The organism is Candidatus Avelusimicrobium sp. (genome assembly GCF_051874775.1).
Lineage (GTDB): Bacteria > Elusimicrobiota > Elusimicrobia > Elusimicrobiales > Elusimicrobiaceae > Avelusimicrobium.
Genome location: NZ_JBJEGE010000003.1, coordinates 1 through 23,697 on the forward strand (window position 1 = coordinate 1; position 23,697 = coordinate 23,697).

11 protein-coding genes, 2 tRNA genes and 3 rRNA genes are annotated in these 23,697 nt (G+C 48.3%); 2 read left to right on the top strand and 14 right to left on the bottom strand.

Annotated elements, in window-relative coordinates:
- Positions 1-117: 117 nt before the first annotated feature.
- From fusA to rplJ, 7 genes are all read right to left on the bottom strand, one after another.
- The gene (gene fusA, locus ACI351_RS00385; protein ID WP_439733283.1) at positions 118-2,220 is read right to left on the bottom strand and encodes an elongation factor G; all 2,103 of its coding nucleotides are present in this window, start codon (positions 2,218-2,220) and stop codon (positions 118-120) included.
- A 14-nt stretch (positions 2,221-2,234) separates the two neighbouring features.
- A complete protein-coding gene (gene rpsG / locus ACI351_RS00390) occupies positions 2,235-2,714 on the bottom strand; it encodes a 30S ribosomal protein S7 (RefSeq protein ID WP_439733284.1) in 480 nt (159 codons plus the stop codon).
- A 22-nt stretch (positions 2,715-2,736) separates the two neighbouring features.
- Positions 2,737-3,117 (bottom strand): 30S ribosomal protein S12, encoded by a 381-nt coding sequence (gene rpsL, locus ACI351_RS00395; protein ID WP_439726991.1) that lies wholly within the window; start codon positions 3,115-3,117, stop codon positions 2,737-2,739.
- 2 nt (positions 3,118-3,119) lie between these two features.
- A complete protein-coding gene (rpoC, locus tag ACI351_RS00400) occupies positions 3,120-7,295 on the bottom strand; it encodes a DNA-directed RNA polymerase subunit beta' (protein WP_439733285.1) in 4,176 nt (1,391 codons plus the stop codon).
- A gap of 15 nt (positions 7,296-7,310) precedes the next feature.
- Positions 7,311-11,162, bottom strand: coding sequence for a DNA-directed RNA polymerase subunit beta (gene rpoB, locus ACI351_RS00405; protein WP_439733286.1), 3,852 nt, complete (start codon positions 11,160-11,162; stop codon positions 7,311-7,313).
- A 150-nt stretch (positions 11,163-11,312) separates the two neighbouring features.
- The gene (gene rplL, locus ACI351_RS00410) at positions 11,313-11,687 is read right to left on the bottom strand and encodes a 50S ribosomal protein L7/L12 (protein ID WP_439733292.1); all 375 of its coding nucleotides are present in this window, start codon (positions 11,685-11,687) and stop codon (positions 11,313-11,315) included.
- 344 nt (positions 11,688-12,031) lie between these two features.
- Entirely contained in the window at positions 12,032-12,556 is a 525-nt protein-coding gene (gene rplJ, locus ACI351_RS00415) for a 50S ribosomal protein L10 (RefSeq protein ID WP_439733287.1), read from the bottom strand.
- 361 nt (positions 12,557-12,917) lie between these two features.
- On the opposite strand from rplJ, the gene ACI351_RS00420 reads away from it, so the two are divergent.
- Complete coding sequence (locus ACI351_RS00420) at positions 12,918-13,712, top strand: lipopolysaccharide kinase InaA family protein (protein WP_439733288.1); 795 nt, start codon at positions 12,918-12,920, stop codon at positions 13,710-13,712.
- 77 nt (positions 13,713-13,789) lie between these two features.
- Here ACI351_RS00420 and ACI351_RS00425 read toward each other — a convergent pair whose 3' ends face one another.
- Positions 13,790-15,658: a hypothetical protein gene (locus tag ACI351_RS00425; RefSeq protein ID WP_439733289.1), complete on the bottom strand. Its 1,869-nt coding sequence runs from the start codon at positions 15,656-15,658 to the stop codon at positions 13,790-13,792.
- Between the two features lie 175 nt (positions 15,659-15,833).
- A complete protein-coding gene (locus ACI351_RS00430) occupies positions 15,834-17,246 on the bottom strand; it encodes a DNA recombination protein RmuC (protein ID WP_439733290.1) in 1,413 nt (470 codons plus the stop codon).
- A gap of 527 nt (positions 17,247-17,773) precedes the next feature.
- Here ACI351_RS00430 and ACI351_RS00435 point away from each other — a divergent pair.
- Complete coding sequence (locus ACI351_RS00435; RefSeq protein WP_439733291.1) at positions 17,774-18,376, top strand: type IV pilin protein; 603 nt, start codon at positions 17,774-17,776, stop codon at positions 18,374-18,376.
- Between the two features lie 728 nt (positions 18,377-19,104).
- Here the strand turns inward: ACI351_RS00435 and rrf are convergent.
- The 5 genes from rrf to ACI351_RS00460 all read right to left on the bottom strand — a co-directional run.
- Positions 19,105-19,223: ribosomal RNA gene (gene rrf, locus ACI351_RS00440) — 5S ribosomal RNA — on the bottom strand.
- A 183-nt stretch (positions 19,224-19,406) separates the two neighbouring features.
- Positions 19,407-22,436, bottom strand: a 23S ribosomal RNA gene (locus ACI351_RS00445).
- Positions 22,437-22,777: 341 nt separating this feature from the next.
- Positions 22,778-22,850 (bottom strand) — tRNA-Ala (locus tag ACI351_RS00450).
- Positions 22,851-22,866: 16 nt separating this feature from the next.
- Positions 22,867-22,940 (bottom strand) — tRNA-Ile (locus ACI351_RS00455).
- A 131-nt stretch (positions 22,941-23,071) separates the two neighbouring features.
- Positions 23,072-23,697: ribosomal RNA gene (locus ACI351_RS00460) — 16S ribosomal RNA — on the bottom strand; the annotation flags it as partial.

A 23,697-nucleotide genomic window follows, 5' to 3' on the forward strand; every position in this document is an offset into this window, starting at 1 on the left:
CGTCCCAACGTTCACGTGCGGTTTGCTGCGCGAAAATTTTTCCTTTGCCATTTGTAAAACTCCTTATGATAAATTCAAATTTCCGCGTCCGGGCCTGCCGGACGCGGAGTTAAATGTTTAAGCAGCCACTTTTTCCGCAGTGCGTTTTTCAACAATCGCTTTTGCGACGTTGGCCGGCACTTCGGCGTAGTGGCTGGGTTCCATCGTAAACGACGCGCGGCCCTGGGACAGGGAGCGGACGTTGGTGGCGTAACCGAACATTTCGGCCAGCGGTACTTCGGCGCGGACATAGCGCACGTTTCCGCGCACGCCCATTTCGCCGATTTGACCGCGGCGGGAGCTCAAATCGCCGATAATATCGCCTAAGTTGGCCTCCGGAGCCACGACTTCCACTTTCATAATAGGCTCCAAGATAACCGGATTGGCTTTTTTGGCGCCGTCTTTAAGCGCCATAGAAGCGGCGATTTTAAAGGCCATTTCGGAGGAGTCCACTTCGTGGAACGAACCGTCAAACACGGCCACTTTAATATCCACCAAGGGGTACCCCGCCAACGCGCCGGAATCCAACGCTTCGCGGCAGCCTTTTTCAATAGCCGGAATATATTCTTTCGGAATACGGCCCTGGGTAATTTCGTTGACAAATTCGAACCCTTTGCCTTTTTCCTGCGGTTCCAAGCGCAGGAAAACGTGACCGTACTGACCGCGGCCCCCGGACTGGCGAACGAATTTGGTTTCCTGTTCCACCGTTTTGGTAATGGTTTCGCGGTAGGCCACCTGGGGAGCGCCCACGTTGGCCTGCACGTTGAATTCGCGTTTCATACGGTCGACGATGATGTCCAAGTGAAGTTCGCCCATACCGGAAATAACGGTCTGGCCGGTTTCTTCATCGGTGCGGACGCGGAACGTCTGGTCTTCTTCGGCCAGGCGGGCGAGCGCGTTGGACATTTTTTCTTCGTCAGCTTTGGATTTGGGTTCCACAGCAATAGAGATTACAGGTTCCGGGAACGTAATGCTTTCAAGCACGATTGGATGCTCGGGAGAGCAGATTGTCTGGCCCACGCGGGAGTTTTTGATAGCCACGGTGGCGGCGATTTCGCCGGCGCCGAGTTCTTTTACTTCTTCGCGTTTATCGGCCATCATACGCATCATACGGCCGAATCTTTCCGTGGCGTTTTTGCCCGGGAAGAACACAGCATCACCGGCTTTGATAGAACCGGAGTAAATGCGGAAAAAGCTTAATTTCCCCACGAAAGGATCGGTCTGTACTTTAAAGATAAGACCGCAGAAAGGTTCGGAATTGGAAGGTTTGCGTTCCGTTTCTTCGCCGGTGTTGGGGTTGGTTCCTTTGACGGCGGGGACATCTTCAGGAGAGGGAAGATAGTCGTTCACGCAGTCCAAAAGCGGCTGCACGCCTTTGTTTTTATAGGAAGAACCGCAGATTACAGGGAAGAATTTACCCGTCAAAGTACCTTTGCGGATGGCTTTTTTGATTTCTTCAACCGTAAATTCCGTTTCGCCGCCGAGGTAACGTTCCATAATGTTTTCGTCAAAATCGGCGAGTTTTTCAATCATTTCCGTATGCGCCAGTTTGGCATCTTCCACGAGGTCGGCCGGGATTTCCACTTCGTTGAAAGTGGCGCCGTTGTGGTCGCCGTCCCAGATGATACCTTTCATTTTAACCAGGTCGACCACGCCGACGAATTTATCTTCGGCGCCAATCGGCAGCTGGATCGGGCAGGCGTTACCGCCCAATTTTTCTTTAATGGAGTTGGCGGAGCGGACGAAATCCGCGCCGATGCGGTCCATTTTGTTGATGTAAGCGATACGGGGAACGTGGTATTTATCCGCTTGACGCCACACGGTTTCAGACTGGGGTTCTACGCCCTGTACGCCGTCAAAGCAGCAGACGGCGCCGTCCAGCACGCGCAAAGAACGTTCCACTTCGGCCGTAAAGTCCACGTGGCCGGGAGTGTCAATAATGTTAAGCTGGCAGTCTTTCCACACGCAGTAAATGGCGGCGGAGGTGATGGTAATACCTCTTTCTCTTTCCTGTTCCATCCAGTCAGTTACGGAAGCGCCGTCGTGCGTTTCGCCGATTTTGTGCACTTTGCCCGTGTAGTACAGGATGCGTTCGGAAGTGGTGGTTTTACCCGCGTCGATGTGCGCGATAATACCAATGTTTCTGATTTTGTTTAACGGATAGGTTTTGAATTCAGCCATATCTTAATTCCCGTTTACCATTTAAAGTGGGCAAAAGCGCGGTTGGCTTCGGCCATTTTATGCACGTCTTCGCGTTTTTTGAAAGCGGTGCCTTCTTTTTTGGAACCCAAGATGATTTCTTCGGCCAATTTTTCAGCCATCGGGCGGCCTTTGCGGCTCTGCGCGGCGCCGATGAGCCATCTCATCGCTAAGGAGGTGCTGCGTAAAGGTTTTACTTCGGTGGGAACCTGATAGTTCGCACCGCCCACGCGGCGGGCTTTTACTTCCACCAGCGGGCGCACGTTTTCAATGCATTTGGTGAAAACGTCCAAGGCGTTTTCTTTGGTTTTTTCGGCAATGATGGCCATCGCTTCGTCAAGCACACGTTCGGCGGTGGAGGTTTTACCTTCAAAATTGAGTTTGTTAATAAACCGCGATACGAGCACGGAATTATATTTATAATCCGGCGCGGGCTGCGGTCTTCTGTCTCTGGGTCTTAAACCTTTTCTCGGCATATTCTATTTCAACTCCTAAAAATTATTTTCCGGCTTTCGGTCTCTTTACACCGTAAAGAGAACGGCCTTGTTTTCTGTTTTCAACACCGGACGCGTCGAGCGCGCCGCGGATGATGTGGTAACGCACACCAGGCAAGTCTTTCACACGTCCCCCGCGCACGAGCACGATGGAGTGTTCCTGAAGATTGTGCCCTACGCCGGGGATGTAAGCAGTTACTTCCACCTTGGAGGTAAGCTTTACACGCGCCACTTTTCTTAAAGCGGAGTTCGGTTTTTTAGGGGTCGTGGTATAAACACGGGTGCAGACGCCGCGTCTTTGCGGGCAGGCCTGCAACGCCGGCGATTTCGTGCGGTTAGCTTCTTTCGCGCGGCCGTATTTTACTAATTGGTTTACTGTCGGCATTATTACTTCTCTCCTGTTTCTTTGCGTTTTTGTTCAAACTCTCGGGCAATTTGTCTGGCGGAAATACCAGTCCCCGCCGGAATCAAATGGCCTACGATTACATTTTCTTTCAGGCCGGCGAGTTCGTCTACCTGACCTGTAATGGCGGCGTCCGTAAGGACTTTAGTCGTTTCTTGGAACGACGCCGCGGATATAAACGATTCGGAAGCGAGGGACGCTTTACTAATACCCAAAAGGATTGTTTCCGCATCAGCCAACCGTTTGCCGGCAGCTTTCATTTTCGCGTTTTCACGGAGCCAGCTCGCGCGGCTCATTACTTCGCCTTTCAGGAAATGCGTGTCACCCGCATCCAGAATTTTCACGTTCCCTAACATCTGACGGACAATAACCTCGATATGTCTGTCGTTGATTGTTACGCCCTGCAAGCGGTACACTTCTTGGATAGCGTTTAACAGGAACTCTTGCGCTTCTTTTTCGCCCTTCACGCGCAGCACGTCGTGGGGGTCGATGGCACCGTCGGTAAGGGCTTCGCCCACGCCGACATGGTCGCCTTCGTACACTACAAGGTGTTTACCTTGCGGAATGCTGTACTGCTTGACCTGGTTGGTCTCTTCATTCCGTACGACTACTTCAATTAAACCTTTGGGCGACGTTTCCAAGCTCACAATACCTTCAAATTCCGAAATAATAGCAGGATTTCTGGGTTTGCGCGCTTCGAACAATTCCGCGATTCTGGGCAAACCGCCGGTGATGTCTTTGGTACCGCCGGCTTCGCGGCCGATTTTGGCCAGCACGTCGCCGGGTTCCACGTCTTCACCGTTTTCCACCATCAGGATCGTATCAATAGGCAAGGGGAAGTTAATCTTCTTGTCTTTGCCTTCAATGCTGATGCGCGGGTTTTTCTTGCCCATGCGGCTCGCGGTAATTTTGCGTTCGATAACGCCCGTCACTTTGTTACGCTCTTCCTGCAAGGTGATACCTTCCAGCACGTCCGTCAGGCGGACCGTACCGGACACTTCAGCCAGCACAGGGATAGAGTGCGGGTCCCATTCCGCGAGCAAGGAACCCTTTTTCACGGTCGCTTTATCCGCGGTGTACACGGAAGCGCCGTACTGAATCTTGTATTCTTTTATTGTACCATTTCCGGCCTCAACAAAGATAGAACCGTTTCTGGAAATACAAATTTTATTATCGTAGCGGTTGGTAATCAGTTTAATATCTTTAAACGTTACTTTACCGTCAATTTCGGCCACCGCTTGGCTGCGGGAAAGCACGCGGGAGGCCGTACCGCCGATGTGGAAGGTACGCAAGGTCAGCTGCGTACCGGGTTCGCCGATAGACTGTGCAGCGATGATACCCACGGAATCGCCCGGGTTGCTCTTGGACGAAGTGGCCAAGGATAAACCATAGCAGCGGGCACACACGCCAAACGGAGCTTCACAAGTCAGCACGGAGCGGATGCGTACGGATTCCACGCCGTATTTCTTGACGAGTTTGCTTTGTTCGAGCGTAATCAAATCGCCTTCTTTAATGATGGTTTTTTCTTCTTCGCTGCCGTCGGCTTTTTTCACTTTGACAACGACGTTTTCCAAGCTGGTGCGGCCCAAAATACGTTCTTCAATAGGCTCCACCATTTCTTCGCCGCTCATCAACGATTTTACGACAATGCCGTTGTGCGTGCCGCAGTCCTCTTCCGTCACAACCACGTTGTGGGCGACGTCCACCAAACGGCGGGTTAAGTAACCGGCGTCGGCGGTTTTCAAAGCGGTATCCGACAAACCTTTACGTCCGCCGTGCGTGGAAATAAAGTATTCCAAAACGGACAGACCTTCGCGGAAGTTAGCGGTAATCGGGCTTTCGATAATTTCACCCTGACCGCCGGTTAGTTTCTTCTGCGGTTTCGCCATCAGACCGCGCATACCGGCCAGCTGGCGTACCTGCTGGCGGGAACCGCGGGCGCCGGAGTCCGCCATCAAGTAGACGGAGTTAAAGCGTTGTCCGCTGTGTTCTTTATTGTTCGGGTCGTATTTGGCTTCTTCAAATTTTTTCATTTCTTTGAAGAGTTCATTAGCCACATCGTCGGTAACGCGCGTCCAGATATCGATGACTTTGTTATAGCGTTCACCTTCGGTAATGATACCGGCTTCGGCCTGTGCCTGAATTTCTTTCACTTTCTTTTTGGCGTCATCAATATATTTCTGTTTGACGGCCGGAACGGTCATGTCGGCGATGGAGATGGACAAGCCGGAAACGGTGGCGTAGTGATAGCCCATTTTCATAATCTTGTCCAAGAGCTGTACGGCTTCGTAACGTCCGTATTTTTTGCTCTTGTAGCATTCGTCTACCAAGGAGGCTAATTCCTTTTTGCCGACGGGTTTATTGATAAATTCCCAGCCTTTGGGCATCGCTTGGTTGAAAATAATGCGGCCCACAGAGGTGAAATCTTTCCATTTAGAAGCATCTTTTTCGTCTTTCGGATCCAAACCGGCTTCGGGAATGGCGTTAATACCGCGCACTTTGATTTTGGCATGGTAAGAAAGTTTGCCGTATTCCAAAGCCACAAGTGCGTCCTCTTTGCTGCCGAAGATAGCACCTTCACCGATATCGCCGTCTTTAATTTTCGTCAAAAAGCTGACGCCCAAAACCATATCGTGGGACGGAGAGGCAATCGGTTTACCGGAAGCGGGAGACAAAATGTTGTTGGACGCCAGCATCAACGTGCGGGCTTCCATTTGCGCTTCCAAAGAGAGCGGCACGTGCACGGCCATCTGGTCACCGTCGAAGTCGGCGTTGAACGCGGCACAGGTAAGCGGATGCAGCTGAATGGCTTTACCTTCAATCAACACGGGTTCAAATGCCTGAATACCCAAGCGGTGCAAGGTCGGCGCGCGGTTGAGCATGACCGGATGAGATTTGGTTACTTTTTCCAAAATATCCCAAATTTCCGGACGGACGCGTTCCAACATTTTTTTGGCGGACTTCAGGGTCACGCCTTCTTTTTTCATTAGTTCGCCGATGATAAAAGGTTTGAAAAGTTCCAGTGCCATTAATTTCGGCAACCCGCACTGGTGGAGTTTTAAGTTCGGGCCGACCACGATAACAGAGCGGCCGGAATAGTCCACGCGTTTACCCAACAAGTTCTGGCGGAAACGGCCGTGTTTACCCTTAATATTATCGGAAAGAGATTTGAGCGGTCTGCCGCCGGCGCCGATAAAAAATTTACCGCGGGCGCCGTTTTCAATGAGCGCGTCCACCGCTTCCTGCAGCAGGCGTTTCTCATTGTAAATCATTACTTCGGGAGCGCGCAGGGATTCAATGTGTTTCAAGCGGTTGTTGCGGTTAATGATTCTTCTGTATAAATCATTGAGATCGGAAGCCGCAAAACGGCCGCCGTCGAGTGCCACAAGCGGACGCAAATCCGGCGGAATGACGGGCAATACACTTAAAATCATCCATTCGGGGCGGTTGCCGCTTTCTTTAAACTCTTCCATCGTTTTAATGCGGCGGATGAGTTTTGTGCGTTCCATTTCGCTCTGCGTGGATTTTAATTCTTCGTGCAAAGCGGGGATTTCTTTGTCAAAATCGATGCCTTCAAGCAGGGTTTTGATAGCAGGCGCGCCGATATCCACTTTTAAGCGGGAGCCGTGTTTTTTGCGGGCTTCGCGCACCTGTACATCGGAGAGGAGCGTGCCTTTTTTGAAATCTACGCGGCCGGTAACACTGTCCACGCAGTCTTCAATGACCACATAAGCGGCATAGTAGACCACGCGTTCCAAATCGCTCGTGCGCATATCTAAAATAATACCGATGCGGGACGGGTTCTTTCTCAAAAACCACACGTGCGCCACGGGTACCGCAAGTTCAATATGGCCCATCCGTTCACGGCGAACTTTGCTTTCGGTAATTTCTACGCCGCAGCGGTCGCACTTAATGCCTTTGAATTTTACCCAGCGGTATTTGCCGCAGGAACATTCATAATCTTTGGTGGGACCAAAAATACGTTCGCAGAACAGACCGTCGCGCTCCGGTTTTAAGGTGCGGTAGTTAATGGTTTCCGGTTTTTTCACCTCGCCGAAAGACCAAGCCATAATCTGTTCCGGACTGGCAATTCCCAATTTAATGGCGTCAAAGTCAAAGAAATTTAATTCGTTTAATTGTTTAACTTTTTTCGTTTGCATTTTTAAATCCCCGGCTTAGTTGGCGGCTCCGGCTTCTTCAGCCTCGGCTTTGGCCTCCGTTTTTTCTTCGGAGGCGGACGGCGCTTCCGCGCCGCCCTCTACCTTCTTGAGTAAATCTACGCTAAGACCCAACGCTTGGAGTTCTTTCACAAGCACCTTGAAAGATTCCGGCACACCGGGCTGCGTGGGAGCTTCGCCTTTGACGATGGATTCATACATCTTGGTTCGGCCGACGAAATCGTCGGATTTCACCGTCAGGAATTCCTGCAGCGTATACGTCGCACCGTAGCCTTCCATAGCCCACACTTCCATTTCCCCGAAGCGCTGGCCGCCAAATTGGGCTTTACCGCCCAAAGGCTGGCGCGTAATCATACTGTAAGGACCCGTGGAGCGGGAGTGTACTTTATCTTCCACCAAGTGAATCAGTTTCATCATATACATATAACCAACTGTCACTTTTTCTTCAAAGGGTTCGCCGGTTCTGCCGTCATAAAGTGTAATGCGGCAATAATCGTCCGGCAAGTACTTAGCCGCGTATTCTTCGCGCGCTTTACCGGTAAGACCTTTGTCATCCAAAATTTTCTCTTTGGCCAAACGCACCTGTTCCACTACTTCCGCTTCGCTCGGGCCGTCAAAGACCGGAGTCGCGGCATTGTAGTGCAGATAGTGCGCAGCCCAGCCAAGCATCGTTTCCAAAAGCTGGCCGATGTTCATACGGGAAGGAATACCCAAAGGAGACAACACAATATCAAGCGGCGTACCGTCCGGTAGAAACGGCATATCTTCTTCCGGCAGAATACGCGCCACCACACCTTTGTTCCCGTGGCGGCCGGACATCTTGTCGCCCACGTGCAATTTACGTTTAGAGGCAATGTATACTTTAACGGATTTATTCACCGTCACGGCAAGTTCATCGCCCTGTTTGGAGAACTCAATTTCACGTTCGTAGTGTTCCACCGCTTTCTTTTCCATTAACTTATACAAATCGTTAATGCGTTTTTCTTCGGCTTTTAAAGCGGCGTCTTTCTTGATAGTTTCTTTAGCATTGTCCAAAGCGCGTTTCTTTTGTTCCCTCAAAAGATCCATTGTAGAATTCTTTTCGTTTTCTAACGCTTTAAGTCTGGCTTTTTCTTCGGCTTTGGACAGCTTTTCTTTGCGTACAAATACACGGGTCCCCAAAATTTTACCGCTGGTGCCGGGGGGAACGCGCAAGGAGGCGTCCACCACGTCATCGGCTTTCTTACCGAAGATTACTTTCAACAGTCTTTCTTCCGGAGTCAACTGCTGTTCACCTTTAGGCGTTACTTTACCGACTAAGATATCGCCGGGTTCCACCACCGTGGCAGGAAGAACAATCCCGTCGTTGTCCAAGTGAGACAAGGCCTCCGCACCGATGTTCGGAATATCGCGCGTAATTTCTTCCGCGCCGAGTTTGGTGTTGCGGGCGTCCACCGTAAATTCGTGCAAGTGGATGGAGGTAAACACGTCGTCTTTGACGAGGCGGGAAGATACCAAAATGGCGTCTTCGTAGTTATACCCTTCCCAGCACATAAAGCCCACGAGCATATTGCGGCCCAAGGCCAAATAACCGTTGTCCATAGACGGACCGTCCGCAATGACTTGACGGGCTTTCACGTTGTCGCCGGTTTTGACAATCGGATGCTGGTTGATACACGTATCAGAGTTAGAGCGTTTATATTTCAGCAAATCATATACATCGGTCCCGTCTTTGGTTTCAATGATGATTTTGCTCGCATCGGCAAACTGAACGCGGCCAGCGCGCTTAGCAACCATAGCGGTGCCGGAGTCACGGGCAACTTCGTGTTCAATACCGGTGCCTACATAAGGAGCTTCCGGCATGAGGAGCGGCACACCCTGACGTTGCATATTACAACCCATCAATGCACGGTTTGCGTCATCGTGTTCCAAGAAAGGAATAAGTGCCGCAGATACGCTGATAACTTGTAGCGGAGAAACGTCCATATAGTCGACGTTTTTCGGAGCGACCATCGGATAGTCGGATCGGACGCGGCAGGCGACCAAGTCAGTATCCAGTTTGCCGTCTTTAGTGGTCGGAGTATTGGCCTGCGCCACAAATTTATCGTCCTCCGCGTCAGCGGTTAACTTTTCAATAGTGTCGGTTACTTTACCGTTTACCACTTTGCGGTACGGCGTTTCAATTAAACCGTATTTATTTACTTTAGAGTAACACGCTAAAGAGGTAATTAAACCGATGTTCGGACCTTCTGGAGTTTCAATAGGGCATACGCGGCCGTAGTGCGTATAGTGTACGTCACGCACTTCGAATCCGGCACGTTTTCTATTGAGTCCCCCCGGACCTAAAGCGGACAGACGGCGCTTATGCGTCAGTTCGCCCAAAGGGTTAATTTGGTCCATAAACTGGGAAAGCTGCGAAGTTCCGAAGAATTTGCGGATAATCGCCTGTACGGGCTGCGCATTGACAAGCGCGCGGGGCGTCAAGGAGGTTAGTTCGCGGTTCATACGGTCACGCGCAGTTTTCGCCATCTGGGAAAGACCGATACGAATCTGGTTTTCCAGTAACTCGCCGATACCGCGCACGCGGCGGTTACCCAAGTGGTCAATATCATCGATTTTAAAGGTAAAACCGTCACCGTACATTTTTTGCGCATCTTCACCGGCGTTCAAAGCTAGCAGATATTTCACCGTAACGATGACGTCTTCCGGCGCCAAGGTGCGGCGAGTTTCCGCCGGAGTAGTGAATTTTTTGAATTTGAATTGGCTGATTAAATCAAACATCTTCGCAAATTTTTTGTTGATTTTGTAGCGGCCGACAAAGCTCAAATCATATCTGCGGATGTTGTCAAAAACCAAATTATCAAGGAAAGTTTCGGCTTGTTCTTTTACAACGAAATCCTGTCCTCTCATCTTTTTATAAATTTCGGCTTGCGCTTCGGCCACAGTACGAATGGAATCCTTGCGGTGTTCCAAGGTGGCCAAAATACCGGGATCATCCTGACGCGGTTTGCCGGAAATTACTTTAATGGTTTTAACGTTCTTTTCAACAAGCGTTTTAAAGAGTTTATCGTCAATCGGCAGCGCGGCTTTATCATCTAAGTTCCACAGCACTTCGCCCGTAGCCGGATCGTAAATATCATCCGCGGCGTAACGACCGATGACAGTATCAATGTTGGAAGGTTTTATTTCGATATCTTCGCATTTGTAAAACGTTTGGATAATCTGTGCGTTGGTTTCCAAACCGCAAGCGCGAAGAAACGTGGAGGCCAGCACTTTTTTCTTACGGTCAATGCGAACCCACAAAGCGTTCATCAAATCAAACGAAAATTCAATCCACGCGCCGCGATAAGGAATAATGCGGGCAACGTAGAGGCGTTTACCAAAAGTAGACTGTTTCTTTTCTTCATCCTCTTCAAAAATGATTCCCGGAGAACGGTGCATCTGGCTGACGACCACGCGTTCCGCACCGTTAAACACAAAACAGCCGGCGTCGGTCATAAGCGGCAAGTCGCAAAGGGTAACATCTTGATCGGACGCTTCTTTCATTTTGCCGTTTTTCTGTTTTACATATAGACGCATCATCGCTTTTAAAGGAGCAGAGTAAGTGCTGTCGCGCACGGTGGCTTCCGCCGGAGTAGCATAACGAGGCGCGCCCAATTCATATTTTAAAAATTCTAGTCTCATACTCCCGTCAGGAGCTTCAATCGGAAAAACGTCTTCAAAAGCGGCTTGCAAGCCTTTTAATTCACGCTTGGCGGGAGGCACATCGAGCTGCAAAAAATCCACAAAGGACTGTTTTTGCATATCGAGCAAATCGGGTAAGGGAAGTTTGGTGGAAATTTTGCCGAAATTTGTTTGTTTTTCAATCATTTCTTATTCTTCCTGCGGTATCAACGGGCGGACATTTTTGCCGCACGCACTCGCGGCCAAAATATCGGTCCGTCGTTGCGCCTTTTTAAGGGCACGTAATCCCAATCCCCGTTTACACGGGGAATTGGGATTAATAATTCATCGGTTGAACTATTTGAGTTCGACGGTGCCGCCGGCTTCGGTGATTTTCTTTTTGAGTTCTTCAGCTTCAGCTTTGGCAACGTTTTCTTTCACGGCTTTGGGGGCGCCTTCTACAAGGTCTTTAGCTTCTTTCAAGCCCAAACCGGTGATTTCGCGAACTACTTTAATTACGCTGATCTTTTTGGCGGCGTCAACAGCGGTCAACACGACGTTGAATTCGTCTTTTTCTTCAGCGGCAGCAGCGGCCGGAGCAGCGGCAGCGGCAACAGCCACGGCCGGAGCAGCGGCTTTTACGCCGAATTTTTCTTCGATAGCTTTCACGAGTTCGGAAAGTTCCAGAACGGTGAGTTCAGCAATAGCGTTAACTAATTCTTCTTGAGTCAATTTAGCCATTTTATTTTTTTCCTTAATTTCTTATAGAGTAGCTGCCTTCTGCCTAAACCGTGTTTAGGCCCGTACATTTATCCCGTTAGGGGCTACTACCGCTCTTGGCGGGTTTAGATTTTACCCGTTGGAAAACAACCGGCGTACCGGACGTTTATTCCGCCCGCACTATTTTGTATTTTTGGGCGGATTTTCATTTTTTTGCTCCTTACGTAATTACCACTACGCTGCGTCGCAAATAAAATGAAAATCACGCCTGCAAAAATCCAAAATCGCTCCGCTGGCGAGTCCGCCAGCCAAAGCCCGACAGTTCTCCAATGCGCAGCCAAAAGGCGCGCGCGTCATTATTTGCCTTGTTTTTCTTCCAAAGCTTTGATGACGTAAGCAAAATCCCGTATCGGAGCTTGCAACACTTGCGCGGACTGGGCAACCGTGCTGTACAGCACGCCGGCCAACTTGGACAGGTTTTCTTCTTTGGTACCGATGGTAGCCAATTGTTTTACCTGTTCTTCGTTGTACCACACGCCGTCCGAATAACAAGCGCGAAGCTTCAAAGCCGCAAACTTTTTCTGAAAGTCCACCAACGTTTTGGCTACGGCGGCAATATCTCCGCCAACCGCAATCGCCGTAGGCCCTTGGAAGAGCTTGGAATCAGCCCCTTCCACATTGGCTTGGCGAATGGCGTGTTCCACGATTGCGTTGCGTTCCACGCGGAATTTCGCACCGGTGGGAACCAACTGCGCGCGGAGCGCGGCCATATCCACGAACTTCAAACCTTGATAGGCAGTGAAGAACAAGGTGCCGGCGGCAGTAATTTCAGAAGCTAAGTCTTGCGACTTTTGTTTCTTTTGGTCTTTTGTCAGGTTCATTTTATTGCCTGTTTTAAAACGAAAACCGCGCCGTTTTTCCTGCTTTTTAAGCAGAGAAAACGACAGCCACAAATCCCTTTCCCACGTTTTACCGTCGGCGGAATTATGGTTCTCGTTAAAAATCGGGTTAAGTACTTCTATTTTATTTTATCAATAAAAGCCGCCTATTGCAAGCCATTTTGCAAACGTTTTATCCGCGGCTCTTGTTTTTATTATAACAAAATCTGCACCCTAAAACAATCGGATGTGTTTATTTTTTTAAGATATTTATACCCGTTTTTACCTACCGGTAGGTAAAATATGCTATACTAATTTCAGAAACATTACTACGCCCCACCGGTGATGACAAAGGAGAAGTGCTATGTCTGCTGAGAAATTTTATACTCGCGAAATCTACCAAACTCCAACCGTGCGCCTGCCCGACAACTTTATCCAACAATTACCGGAATCTTTTCCCCAACACGGACGCATTATCCACAACGCACGCAACCAAATCCGCGTATATGAATTGGAAGGCCAAGAAATCAACGTCAAAAAATTTTGTATTCCTCCCATTTTTAACCGCATTTTGTATTCGCTAGGCTGGCGCACGCCCAAGGCAAAAACGACCTTTTTAAATGCACAGGAAATCCTTAAACGCGGCTTTCATACGCCGCAGCCTTTCGGATACGTTATTGAACGCAAGGCAGGACTGATTAATTACTCATATTTTATCAGCGAACAAGTACAAGACTTTACCCCTATCAGACGCGCGGAAAACATTCCGGAACTGATTAAGGCTTTAGCTGAATACACCTCCAGATTGCATCAAGCCGGCCTAATGCACCGAGACTACACCCCGGGCAATATCTTATACCGCAAGGCAAACGGATCATACACGTTTATGCTGGTGGATATCAACCGTTTTCACATACAGAAGAAACCTATCTGCCTGTGGTTTTCCGTCAGCAATTTGATGCATCCGTTTGAAGATGATAAAGTGTTAGAATCTTTTGTAACCGAATATGCCAAGCGCCGCAATCTAAATATACGGTGCTGCATCTGGCACGTGCTATTTTTGCGCCATACGCGCAACTGCTATGACGCCTTTAAACGCACACTCAAACATCTCCCGTTTGCCTATCTTTTTCTAAACAAGCCTTTAGGAAAAAAATAAAGTGCTCTGTTTCAGCCGTACTCTCTTTTACAGAACATACAAAAACGCCCCTGCAACTTCGGGGCGTTTGTAAACGGTTATTCCCTGTGCCTTCGTTTCTTTATACCTTGTATCGGAAAAGAAGGCCGGAAATAGGTTTTCAGCTCCGCACTGAAATTATACTTGTCGGAAGAAAACGGACTATCATCCAAATGATGTTTTACCGCCGACTCCATCTCCGAATACAGTTTTACAGCATTTTCCAGCCAAGCGTAAATCTGTTTGGATGAAACTGGCCGGACATCCGCATTTCCGCCCTGTGCAGCTTCCGCCCCACCAGCCGCCGAACTTAGAATATAACGCATCTGCTTCACCGAATCGGAAGCGATATTCTCCATGTCTTTTTTATCGCGTTCGGACAACTCCCCTTTTTTCTCCCATCCTTCCTCACCGAAAACAAAGCTGCCGCCGGATAAAAATTCATCCATCCAGTTACTCTGATACACTCGTATCTTTTGTCCTTGGCTGCTGCCGTTTTTTGCTATCAGCAATATATTCGTAGCCTCGACGTCCGGCTCAATCAAGCTGACAATCATCCAATCTCTCAATGCATATACTGTCCGCGCCGAAATATGTTTTATTTTACCGTTCTTTACTTCTCCGGTAAATAGCATATAGACGAAATAATATGGATCGTGGTTAGTAACGCGAAAGATATCCTCTATGCGCACCAAGCTCTTTTTCCCGCTCCCCATATTTAATACGGTAGAGGAGTGCACCGCATCCTTAGAGAAGCGAGTCAAAAACGTCTGCCCCAGTAAATGTTTTCCGCGCAACGTAAAAATACGTTTATAGGAGTTGTCCTCTGATTCTTCCGCCACAAAGATTCGGCCGTCTTGCGCCGGATAATACTTCATCGAACCGATGGAATAAGATTGCGTGGGAAATGTTTCAGTCAAACGGAAAGAATCGACAAACCCACTTGCCTGCGGCATATACTCTAAAAACTGTTTTACCCGTCCATCGGGCTCAAACGAGGTATACAAAAAACGGTGGTTGTTGCCTGTGTAACGGGCGGACCGGTTCTGTGGGCGGCCGTCTTCATACCAAATCGGATCTTCAGTACAGAAACTTTGGAAGCGGCGCGCCGTCTGACCGGTACGCGCAGGCTTGCCCGCTACGGAAACGCTGTCGGCAAAAACGACCATTGCATCCGCCTCATCACACGAAATTTTTTGAACGGAAGCCGTTCCCATTAGCGTGTCCTTTCGGGGGTGCGTGCCAAAAAACGGGCTATTGTATGACACCCCCAACGCATATCCGTCCCCCATACCTAACGTGTGCCCCAGTTCGTGCAACAGAGAGGAAGACCATTGGGCGGGCTTTGAATTTTTATCCTGCGACATAAGCACGATATACGATCCCGCGAACTCCGGCAATACCGCGCAAGCCACCGCTTCGGCATAGTCATATTCTTCCGACCGACAGGCATATCCTATGGCCTCCGGCGGAACAATAATCAGACGAAACTGCTCGCGGCGCGCAGAAAAATTTTTTTCAACAAAGTCATCTTCCACGTAAGGATGGAACAAATCATTCACTATCTTATTTTCGGAACAGGCTTGGCGTTTAAATAGAAGTGGTTTTTCCAAAAAAGGCAGCAAATCGGCAAATTCTTCAGTTCTGTTTGCTTTCCGGATTATCTGTGCGGTGGAAGTAAACCACGAAGTATACGCTTGTTCCAATAAAGAAGCATACTCCTCCGGATTCGGCGCCCCTTCCACACAGTAGCGCAAAGGTTCCTGCCGCGCAAGCAATTGGGGAAGAAGCGTCTTGGAAATCAACGCAGAAAGCGTCTTCTTTGGCTTCTTATCTTTAAAGGAGTTACCATCCGATACTCCCCACGGATCAGCCAAAGCCGACAAAGAAACTCCACATAAAAATAAACAAAGAAAAAAACGATACATACGCCACACCTCTTTTATAAGGGAAGAATAACTATTAGTATAGCAATTTTTAACCCAAAAACAAGAGGAAATATCCGGCATTTGACCAACATATAATATGGCAAACTACCCGCTTGGCCTGCCAAACGGAATATACGGCGAAACAAAAGTCCTGCTAATGCACAGAGAATCTTGATTACTCGTTGGAGATTTCCTCTTCCGAATCTTGTTCAGCCTCCAAAAACAGTTGAGCTTTGGGATCGGTCAGTTCTTCTACACTGCGCAGCGTACGGTTAATAGCCCTTGTACGCTTGCCAACAATATCCGTAAGTGTTTTATCGGCGGTTTGAAGCTGCTTATGGGCTTTATCAAGCATTGTGCCAAAATGAACAAATTCCGCCTTTACGGCGCGAAGGGTATTCCACACTTCCTCGGAGCGCTGCTCAATGGCCAGTGTTTTAAACCCCATTTGCAACGAGGCCAAAAATGCGGAAAGCGTTGTCGCCCCGACGGCAGTAACCTTATATTTATCACGGAGTTCTTCGAACAAAACCGCATTTTGCACCACTTCGGCGTAAAGCCCTTCCGTAGGCAGGAACATCAATGCAAAATCGGTAGTTTTAGGAGGAACGATATATTTGTCGTGAATATCTTTTGCAAAACTGCGGATTTTAACAGTCAGCGAACGGCGAGCCTCATCAATAGCTTGTTTTTCTTCCGCTTCAAGCAAGCGGTTATAATCTTCAATCGGAAATTTGCTGTCAATCGGTAAAAGAAGAGGATCTTCTCCTTTCCCGGGGAGGTGGACCGCAAATTCCACCCGTTTGCCGTTAGCGATTTCCACATTCGTTTCATATTGGCCGGGGGCCAGAATATCGGAAAGGAGCTTCTCCAAACGGACCTCGCCATAAGTACCGCGGTCTTTTACATTGGTCAGCGCGTTTTTCAGCAATTTCGCGTCTGCCGCCAGTGCCCTCATCTCTCCAAGGCCTTGGCCGACACTTTCCAGTTGCTTGCTGACTAATTCAAACGATTGTGCCAGCCGCGTTTCCAGTGTTTTTTGTAATTTTTCATCGACCACGCCTTGTATCTGTTCCAACCGTTTTTCGTTGCTTTCCTGCAACTCCTTCATTTTCTGTGCCAGCGCGGCGGTAATCTTTTCAATATTTTCGGCGTTCGCCCGTTGGAGAGACAAAAGACGCCCTTCAACTTGTTCCCCAAAAGTGTGCAGGTGATTATTTTGTTCCTCACGGCTCTTTTGCAACGCTGTCGTTACGGTTCGGCCAATTTGCTCATTGCTGTCCGTACCCGCTTTTTGAATGGAGGTTAATTTCGTATCTACCTGAACTTGAAACTCGCCCAGTTGGCGATTGGCTGCCTCCCGATTCGTCGACAGGGTATCCTGAATACTTTTCTGAATAACACTAAAGCGTTCAAACTGTTCCGTAGCTCCGCTGGAAATCTGTTTTTGTACGACATCGCGCTGTTCTTCGGACGTTTGTTTTAACAGTGATATAATTGCTCCAATATCCGACTGTTTATATCTCATAAATTGCAACACAATAAGCACTACAAGCAAACCAATAATTACACCGCTTACAAGGTCCATTTTCCGTCCCTCCCTATACTCCATTTTACATCATAGTACATTCCACCTCCGATTACAAGATAACCCGTTAAAATATGCCTATAAACACCAACAAATTTTTGACTTTTCCATATAAATACGCCGACTCCTCCCAACAAAAAGGAAAAGAGAGTTAATTCCTATTCACAAAGGACCACAGCCACAACAATCTTCTGGCGGCCCAAAGTCTCTTATTCTTCTTGTTTTTTTGTATAATACCCCTATATCAATTTGCAGGAGGAAGAAGAAGCCGCGCGCAGAAAGCGCACAAATTTACAATTTCACTATATTTGAGCCGTATGCATAAGCATACGGGATAGTTAATTACTCTCAAACAGGCCAAATATAGTCGTTTTAGGCACAAATTCCGGGGAAGTCATGAGCCCTTGACTTTGTGCCAAGTGTTTATCGTCTAACGATAAGCCACGGCTATTATATTGGGGGATCCCTGTTTGAGACCCTGTATAACGGCCGTTTTTTATATAGGGCTAATCGGATGAGAGGGATTGATGAAAACACTCTATTTCTATGTTTTGGACCACTACAAGAAACGTGGTTTTACCTTGATTGAAGTATTGGTAGTAGTTTTAATTATCGGCATTTTAGGTGCAATAGCTTTACCCCAATATACTAAAGCAGTTGCAAAAAGCCGCGCCACGCAAGGGCTGGTTATGCTCAAATCTATTGCTTCTGCCTATCACACCTATTATATGGCTAACGGAGAGTGGGCCTCTTCCTTAGACGATTTAGACATTCAAATTCCTTGGAATGGCTCTACCGCTTGGAAAATCGGTCTACAAGATACCCGATCTACACGAGACTGGTCTGTACAATTACAATTGATGGTTTATAACTCAAGGCTTCTCCCTGTGTTATATATAGGCAGATTAACGGGAGACTATCAAGGGACCGGATTTGCTTATTTTTTCGGACAGTGGGATAATCGGCCCGATGGTTGGGGAGCGGCACCAGATATTATCTATTGCGTAGAACAAGTTAGAGGAGGTGGAATTATTTTTCCTCAGACAGCGGGAAATTTTTGTCAAAAAGTAATGGGAGCCACCCAAATGATTCAATCCGGAGATACCGTGCATTATTATAAAATGCCATAAAAAACAGAAACGAGAGGCAACAGCCTACCTTCTTCTAATGTAAACTACCACGGGTGAAAGCCCGTGGTTTTTACGCTTCGCAAGTTTTAAACAGCCTTGCTATTTAGGCACGCCAACTACAAAGAAAAATCTACGATTTTAGAGCGGCCTTTCTGCTCTTCCACAGGCTACCGGCTATGATCCACCGCAGATTATAAACTCTCTGGTTTCTTTTGCTCCGACATCCCAGCTTCTTCTGATTTTACTTACCGCTAACGAAGAAAAAAAGGACACTTCATTTTCTTTGAACGGAATTTGCATTTATTCTCGGGTAAATCCCGGAATTTTCTTTCATCAATACTCTAGGGGATAAAGAACGGAGAGCCTTTCTTGTACTCTTAGTATAAAACAAAAAGTTGCCGCTGAAGAGAAAATCCCTTGCAAAATAAAACAACATACAGTTTTTTATTTGCTGCGCTTTTCTCCGCACCATACCAAGACAGTAGAAAAGAAAATAAAAAGCTCATGTATGTTTTCTCTTGAAAACCATACTATAAGTAATAGGTTGACGCATCCCGATCAATGAAACCCCCAAGGCAAAGCACGGAGGGGGTGTACCGTATTTATAAAAGAACACCTTGCCAATACTGACTGGAGAGAGGCCCGTTACCAAGAAAATAGTTAGAGGATATAAAACGAAAAACCCCGCCTAAGCGGGGTAAATTAACCAATTAAAAAGGCTAGGATGAGAGCGACAACGATCTACTCTCTCAGCGCCGAATTGGGCGCCAATACCATCGACCCTTACGAGCTTAACTGCCGTGTTCGGAATGGGAACGGGTGTGGCCTCGTCGGAATTATTATCACTCTCATTCTAGCCTTTTTAAAAGAACAAATTTGAAAAGGAACCTGTTTTACGACCTGTTCCTTTCAGCGTTGGAATCCTTCTCGCCGGTATTAACGGGTCATCGATTACTTCCAACGTCAGATAACTTAGAAAAGCACAAGTGTTTAATTACACTTATTTCTTAATCTATCAGGATTAAAGAATATGGCCAAGCCTCACGACCTATTAGTACAGATTAGCTGAACACATTACTGTGCTTACACACTCTGCCTATCAACCCGGTAGTCTTCCGGGGGTCTTCTGGGTAGTTAATCTACCAGGGAAACCTTATCTTGAGGCGGGTTTCACGCTTATATGCTTTCAGCGTTTATCCCTACCGAACACCGCTAATCAGCTATGCTTGTTTACAAACAACTGATATACAGGAGGTTCGTTCATCCAGGCCCTCTCGTACTATGGACAACTCCTCTCAAGTTTCCTGCGCATACAACAGATAGAGACCGTACTGTCTCACGACGTACTGAACCCAGCTCACGTACCACTTTAATGGGCGAACAGCCCAACCCTTCCCACCTGCTTCAGCGGGAGGATGTGATGAGCCGACATCGAGGTGCCAAACCGAGCCGTCGATGTGAACTCTTGGGCCCGATCAGCCTGTTATCCCCAGGGTAGCTTTTGTCCGTTGAGCGATGGCCCTCCCACGAGGGACCACCGGATCACTAAGTCCTGCTTTCGCACCTGTTCGGACCGTCGTCCTCACAGTCAAGCTCCTTTCTACCTTTGCGCTCAATGGCCGATTTCTATTCGGCCTGAAGGAACCTTAGAACGCCTCCGTTACTCTTTAGGAGGCGACCGCCCCAGTCAAACTGCCCACCTGCCACTGTCCCCAACCCGGATTCACGGGTAATAGGTTAGAATCACAATCCACAAAAGCTGGTATTTCACCGTTGGCTCCACACCCCCCTCAAGGGATGTTTCAAAGCCTCCCAGCTATCCTACGTATTGTAAACCGTAAGTCAATAACAAGCTACAGTAAAGCTCCATAGGGTCTTTTCGTCTTGTTGCATGCATCAAGCGTCTTCACTTGAACCACAATTTCGCCGAGCCCACCGTCGAGACAGCGGCTTCTTTGTTATGCCATTCGTGCAGGTCGGAACTTACCCGACAAGGAATTTCGCTACCTTAGGACGGTTATAGTTACCGCCGCCGTTTACCGGGGCTTAAGTTCGCAGCTTCGCCTTGCGGCTAACCACTCCCCTTGACCTTCCGGCACCGGGCAGGCATCAGGCCCTATACATCATCTTGAGATTTCAGCAGAGCCCTAAGTTTTTGTTAAACAGTCACGAAGCCCAATTCACTGCGACCCTTTCTCAATGTATTGCTACACCAATACTCGGGCACTCCTTCTTCCGAAGTTACGGAGCTAGTTTGCCTAGTTCCTTGACGATGGTTATCTCGCGCGCCTTAGGATTTTCACCCCATCCACCTGTGTCGGTTTACGGTACGGTTATAGTAAGCACTCCCTACGAAGTTTTTCTAGGCAGCGTGATTGGACCACTTCGCAACCTTTCGGTTACTCGTACTCGGTTTTCAGCTTAGCCTCCGGACGGATTTGCCTATCCGAAGATGCCTACGGCCTTGAACTGGCATATAGCCAGATGGTTTACTCTCCTGCGTCCCTCCCTAAGTTATGACGCACTTACTATAGTTCAGGAATATTAACCTGATGTCCTTCGCCTACGCCTTTCGGCCTGAGCTTAGGCCCGACTGACCCTGAGCCGACGAACGTTGCTCAAGGAAACCTTAGATTTTCGGCGGGAAGGATTCTCACCTTCCTTGTCGCTACTCATTCCAGCATTCTCACTTATTGGCGCTCCAGCACTCCTTACGGTATACCTTCGCAGCTGCCAATAACGCTCCCCTACCACTGTACAAAGGCGAACCAATGTACAATCCGTAATTTCGGTAGTATGCTTAGCCCCGAGTCATCTTCGGCGCAGATTCACTCGACTAGTGAGCTATTACGCACTCTTCAAAGGGTGGCTGCTTCTAAGCCAACCTCCTAGCTGTTTAAGTAAATCCACATCCTTTACCACTTAGCATACATTTTGGGACCTAAATTGACGGTCTGGGCTGTTTCCCTTTCGCACGTGAAGCTTATCCCTCACGAACTGACTGCCGTAATGTCCGCCGCGGTATTCGGAGTTTGACTGAATTCGGAAGAAGGGTCGCTTCCCCTACATCAACCAGTGCTCTACCCCCGCGGGTTAAATTACGACGCTAGCCCTAAAGCTATTTCGAGGAGAACCAGCTATCACCAAGTTCGATTGGCCTTTCACCCCTAACCCCACCTCATGTAGAAACTTTTCAACGTTTAACACTCCGGCCCTCCATTCACTGTTACGCGAACTTCAGCCTGGACAGGGTTAGATCACTTGGCTTCGGGTCTAATATGACGAACTAAACGCCCTATTCGGGCTCGCTTTCACTACGGCTTCGGACCTCTTCAGCCCTTAACCTTGCTCGGCACATTAACTCGCTGGATCATTCTTCAACAGGCACACTGTCGCACATTCCCTTGCGGGCATAGTGCTACAATAGCTTGTAGATGTACGGTTTCAGGTTCTATTTCACTCCCCTCTCGGGGTTCTTTTCGCCTTTCCCTCGCGGTACTGGTTCACTATCGGTTGCCAGAGAGTATTTAGCCTTGGAGAGTGGTCTCCCCGGATTCCCACCGGATTGCACGTGACCAGTGGTACTTAGGTACTTGCTAAGAGGCAACTAGGTTTTCGTTTAAGGGGCTGTCACCCTCTATGGCCGGACTTTCCAGACCGTTCAACTAACCTGCTGCTTGGTAACTCTTTGTGTCTAACACGAGCAAGCCCTGCAACCCCAACCCACGCACTCTATGCACCACACTGATGCACACAGTGCGGGGGCTGGTTTAGGCTATTCCCGTTTCGCTCGCCACTACTCAGGGAATCTCTTTGATTTCTTTTCCTGTAGGTACTGAGATGTTTCACTTCCCTACGTTGTCTTCTATCACCCTATCTCCAAGTCCGAAGACTCAGCCTTCAAGTGATGATCTGCGAGCTCTCACCCGCAGGGGTTCCCCCATTCAGAAATCCGCGGATCACAGGATATTTGCTCCTACCCGCGGCTTATCGCAGCTTATCACGTCTTTCATCGACTTCTGGCACCAAGGCATTCACCATACACCCTTGTAGCTTGACCATATTCTTTAATCCGACAGACTTTCGTCCATCTATTATAAATGGTCATTTCAAATGCTAGATATTGCTATCTATATTTTTCTAGTATGATAACCATTAACTTTTCAGTTAATTGTGTTCTCATCGCTTAATTGTGTAAGTGTAAGTATATTCATATCACATTTAGAACATACAAACGCTTGGCTTTTCTAAAATATACTTTCATTCTCTTTGCTGCCCGCCAACCTTATTATATTTTACAAGTTTGACTTCCGGAGTCTTACAAGAGACGATTGAGTATAAGTTATCTGATTTTCAAAGAACTACAAATTTGACGCAACATATATTCTCGACAGTTAAATTTGGAGCTGATCGGGATCGAACCGACGACCTCCTGCTTGCAAAGCAGGCGCTCTCCCAACTGAGCTACAGCCCCTTTTCATAAGTTGCTGTGGGCCCGGAAGGAATTGAACCTTCGACCTCACGCTTATCAAGCGTGCGCTCTAACCAGCTGAGCTACGAGCCCAAGCTATTTAAAAACTTTCAAAGAGCCTAAGCTCTATAACTGTCTATGTGCGAGTGGCCGACTTGAAACGGATAGCGCTTAAGCGCACCAGCTAAGACTACCGACCTATTCTATCTCTAAAGAAATAGAATAAAGGAGGTGATCCAGCCGCACCTTCCGGTACGGCTACCTTGTTACGACTTCACCCCAATTACTAATCACAACTTAGGACCAGGACGTCCCTGATACTTCTGTTGCAATTAACTTTCGTGGTGTGACGGGCGGTGTGTACAAGGCCCGGGAACGTATTCACCGCAGTATGCTGACCTGCGATTACTAGCGATTCCGACTTCACGCAGGCGGGTTGCAGCCTGCGATCCGAACTGAGATCGAGTTTCTGGGGTTTGCTCTGCCTCGCGGCTTCGCTTCCCTCTGTTGCCGACCATTGTAGTACGTGTGTAGCCCAAGACATAAGGGGCATGATGACTTGACGTCATCCCCGCCTTCCTCCAAGTTGTCCTTGGCAGTCTCCTATGAGTCCCCGGCATTACCCGCTGGTAACATAGGATAGGGGTTGCGCTCGTTGCGGGACTTAACCCAACATCTCACGACACGAGCTGACGACAACCATGCACCACCTGTCTTCTCTATAGCTATGAGGATATCTCTATCCCTTTTAGATCGATGTCAAGACCTGGTAAGGTTCTTCGCGTTGCTTCGAATTAAACCACATGCTCCACCGCTTGTGCGGGTCCCCGTCAATTCCTTTGAGTTTTAA

Excerpts from the sequence above, each read along its gene's own strand:
- fusA (WP_439733283.1), bottom strand. The coding sequence starts at position 2,220 with ATGGCTGAATTCAAAACCTATCCGTTAAACAAAATCAGAAACATTGGT.
- rpsG (WP_439733284.1), bottom strand. The coding sequence starts at position 2,714 with ATGCCGAGAAAAGGTTTAAGACCCAGAGACAGAAGACCGCAGCCCGCG.
- rpsL (WP_439726991.1), bottom strand. The coding sequence starts at position 3,117 with ATGCCGACAGTAAACCAATTAGTAAAATACGGCCGCGCGAAAGAAGCT.
- rpoC (WP_439733285.1), bottom strand. The coding sequence starts at position 7,295 with ATGCAAACGAAAAAAGTTAAACAATTAAACGAATTAAATTTCTTTGAC.
- rpoB (WP_439733286.1), bottom strand. The coding sequence starts at position 11,162 with ATGATTGAAAAACAAACAAATTTCGGCAAAATTTCCACCAAACTTCCC.
- rplJ (WP_439733287.1), bottom strand. The coding sequence starts at position 12,556 with ATGAACCTGACAAAAGACCAAAAGAAACAAAAGTCGCAAGACTTAGCT.
- ACI351_RS00420 (WP_439733288.1), top strand. The coding sequence starts at position 12,918 with ATGTCTGCTGAGAAATTTTATACTCGCGAAATCTACCAAACTCCAACC.
- ACI351_RS00425 (WP_439733289.1), bottom strand. The coding sequence starts at position 15,658 with ATGTATCGTTTTTTTCTTTGTTTATTTTTATGTGGAGTTTCTTTGTCG.
- ACI351_RS00430 (WP_439733290.1), bottom strand. The coding sequence starts at position 17,246 with ATGGACCTTGTAAGCGGTGTAATTATTGGTTTGCTTGTAGTGCTTATT.
- ACI351_RS00435 (WP_439733291.1), top strand. The coding sequence starts at position 17,774 with ATGAAAACACTCTATTTCTATGTTTTGGACCACTACAAGAAACGTGGT.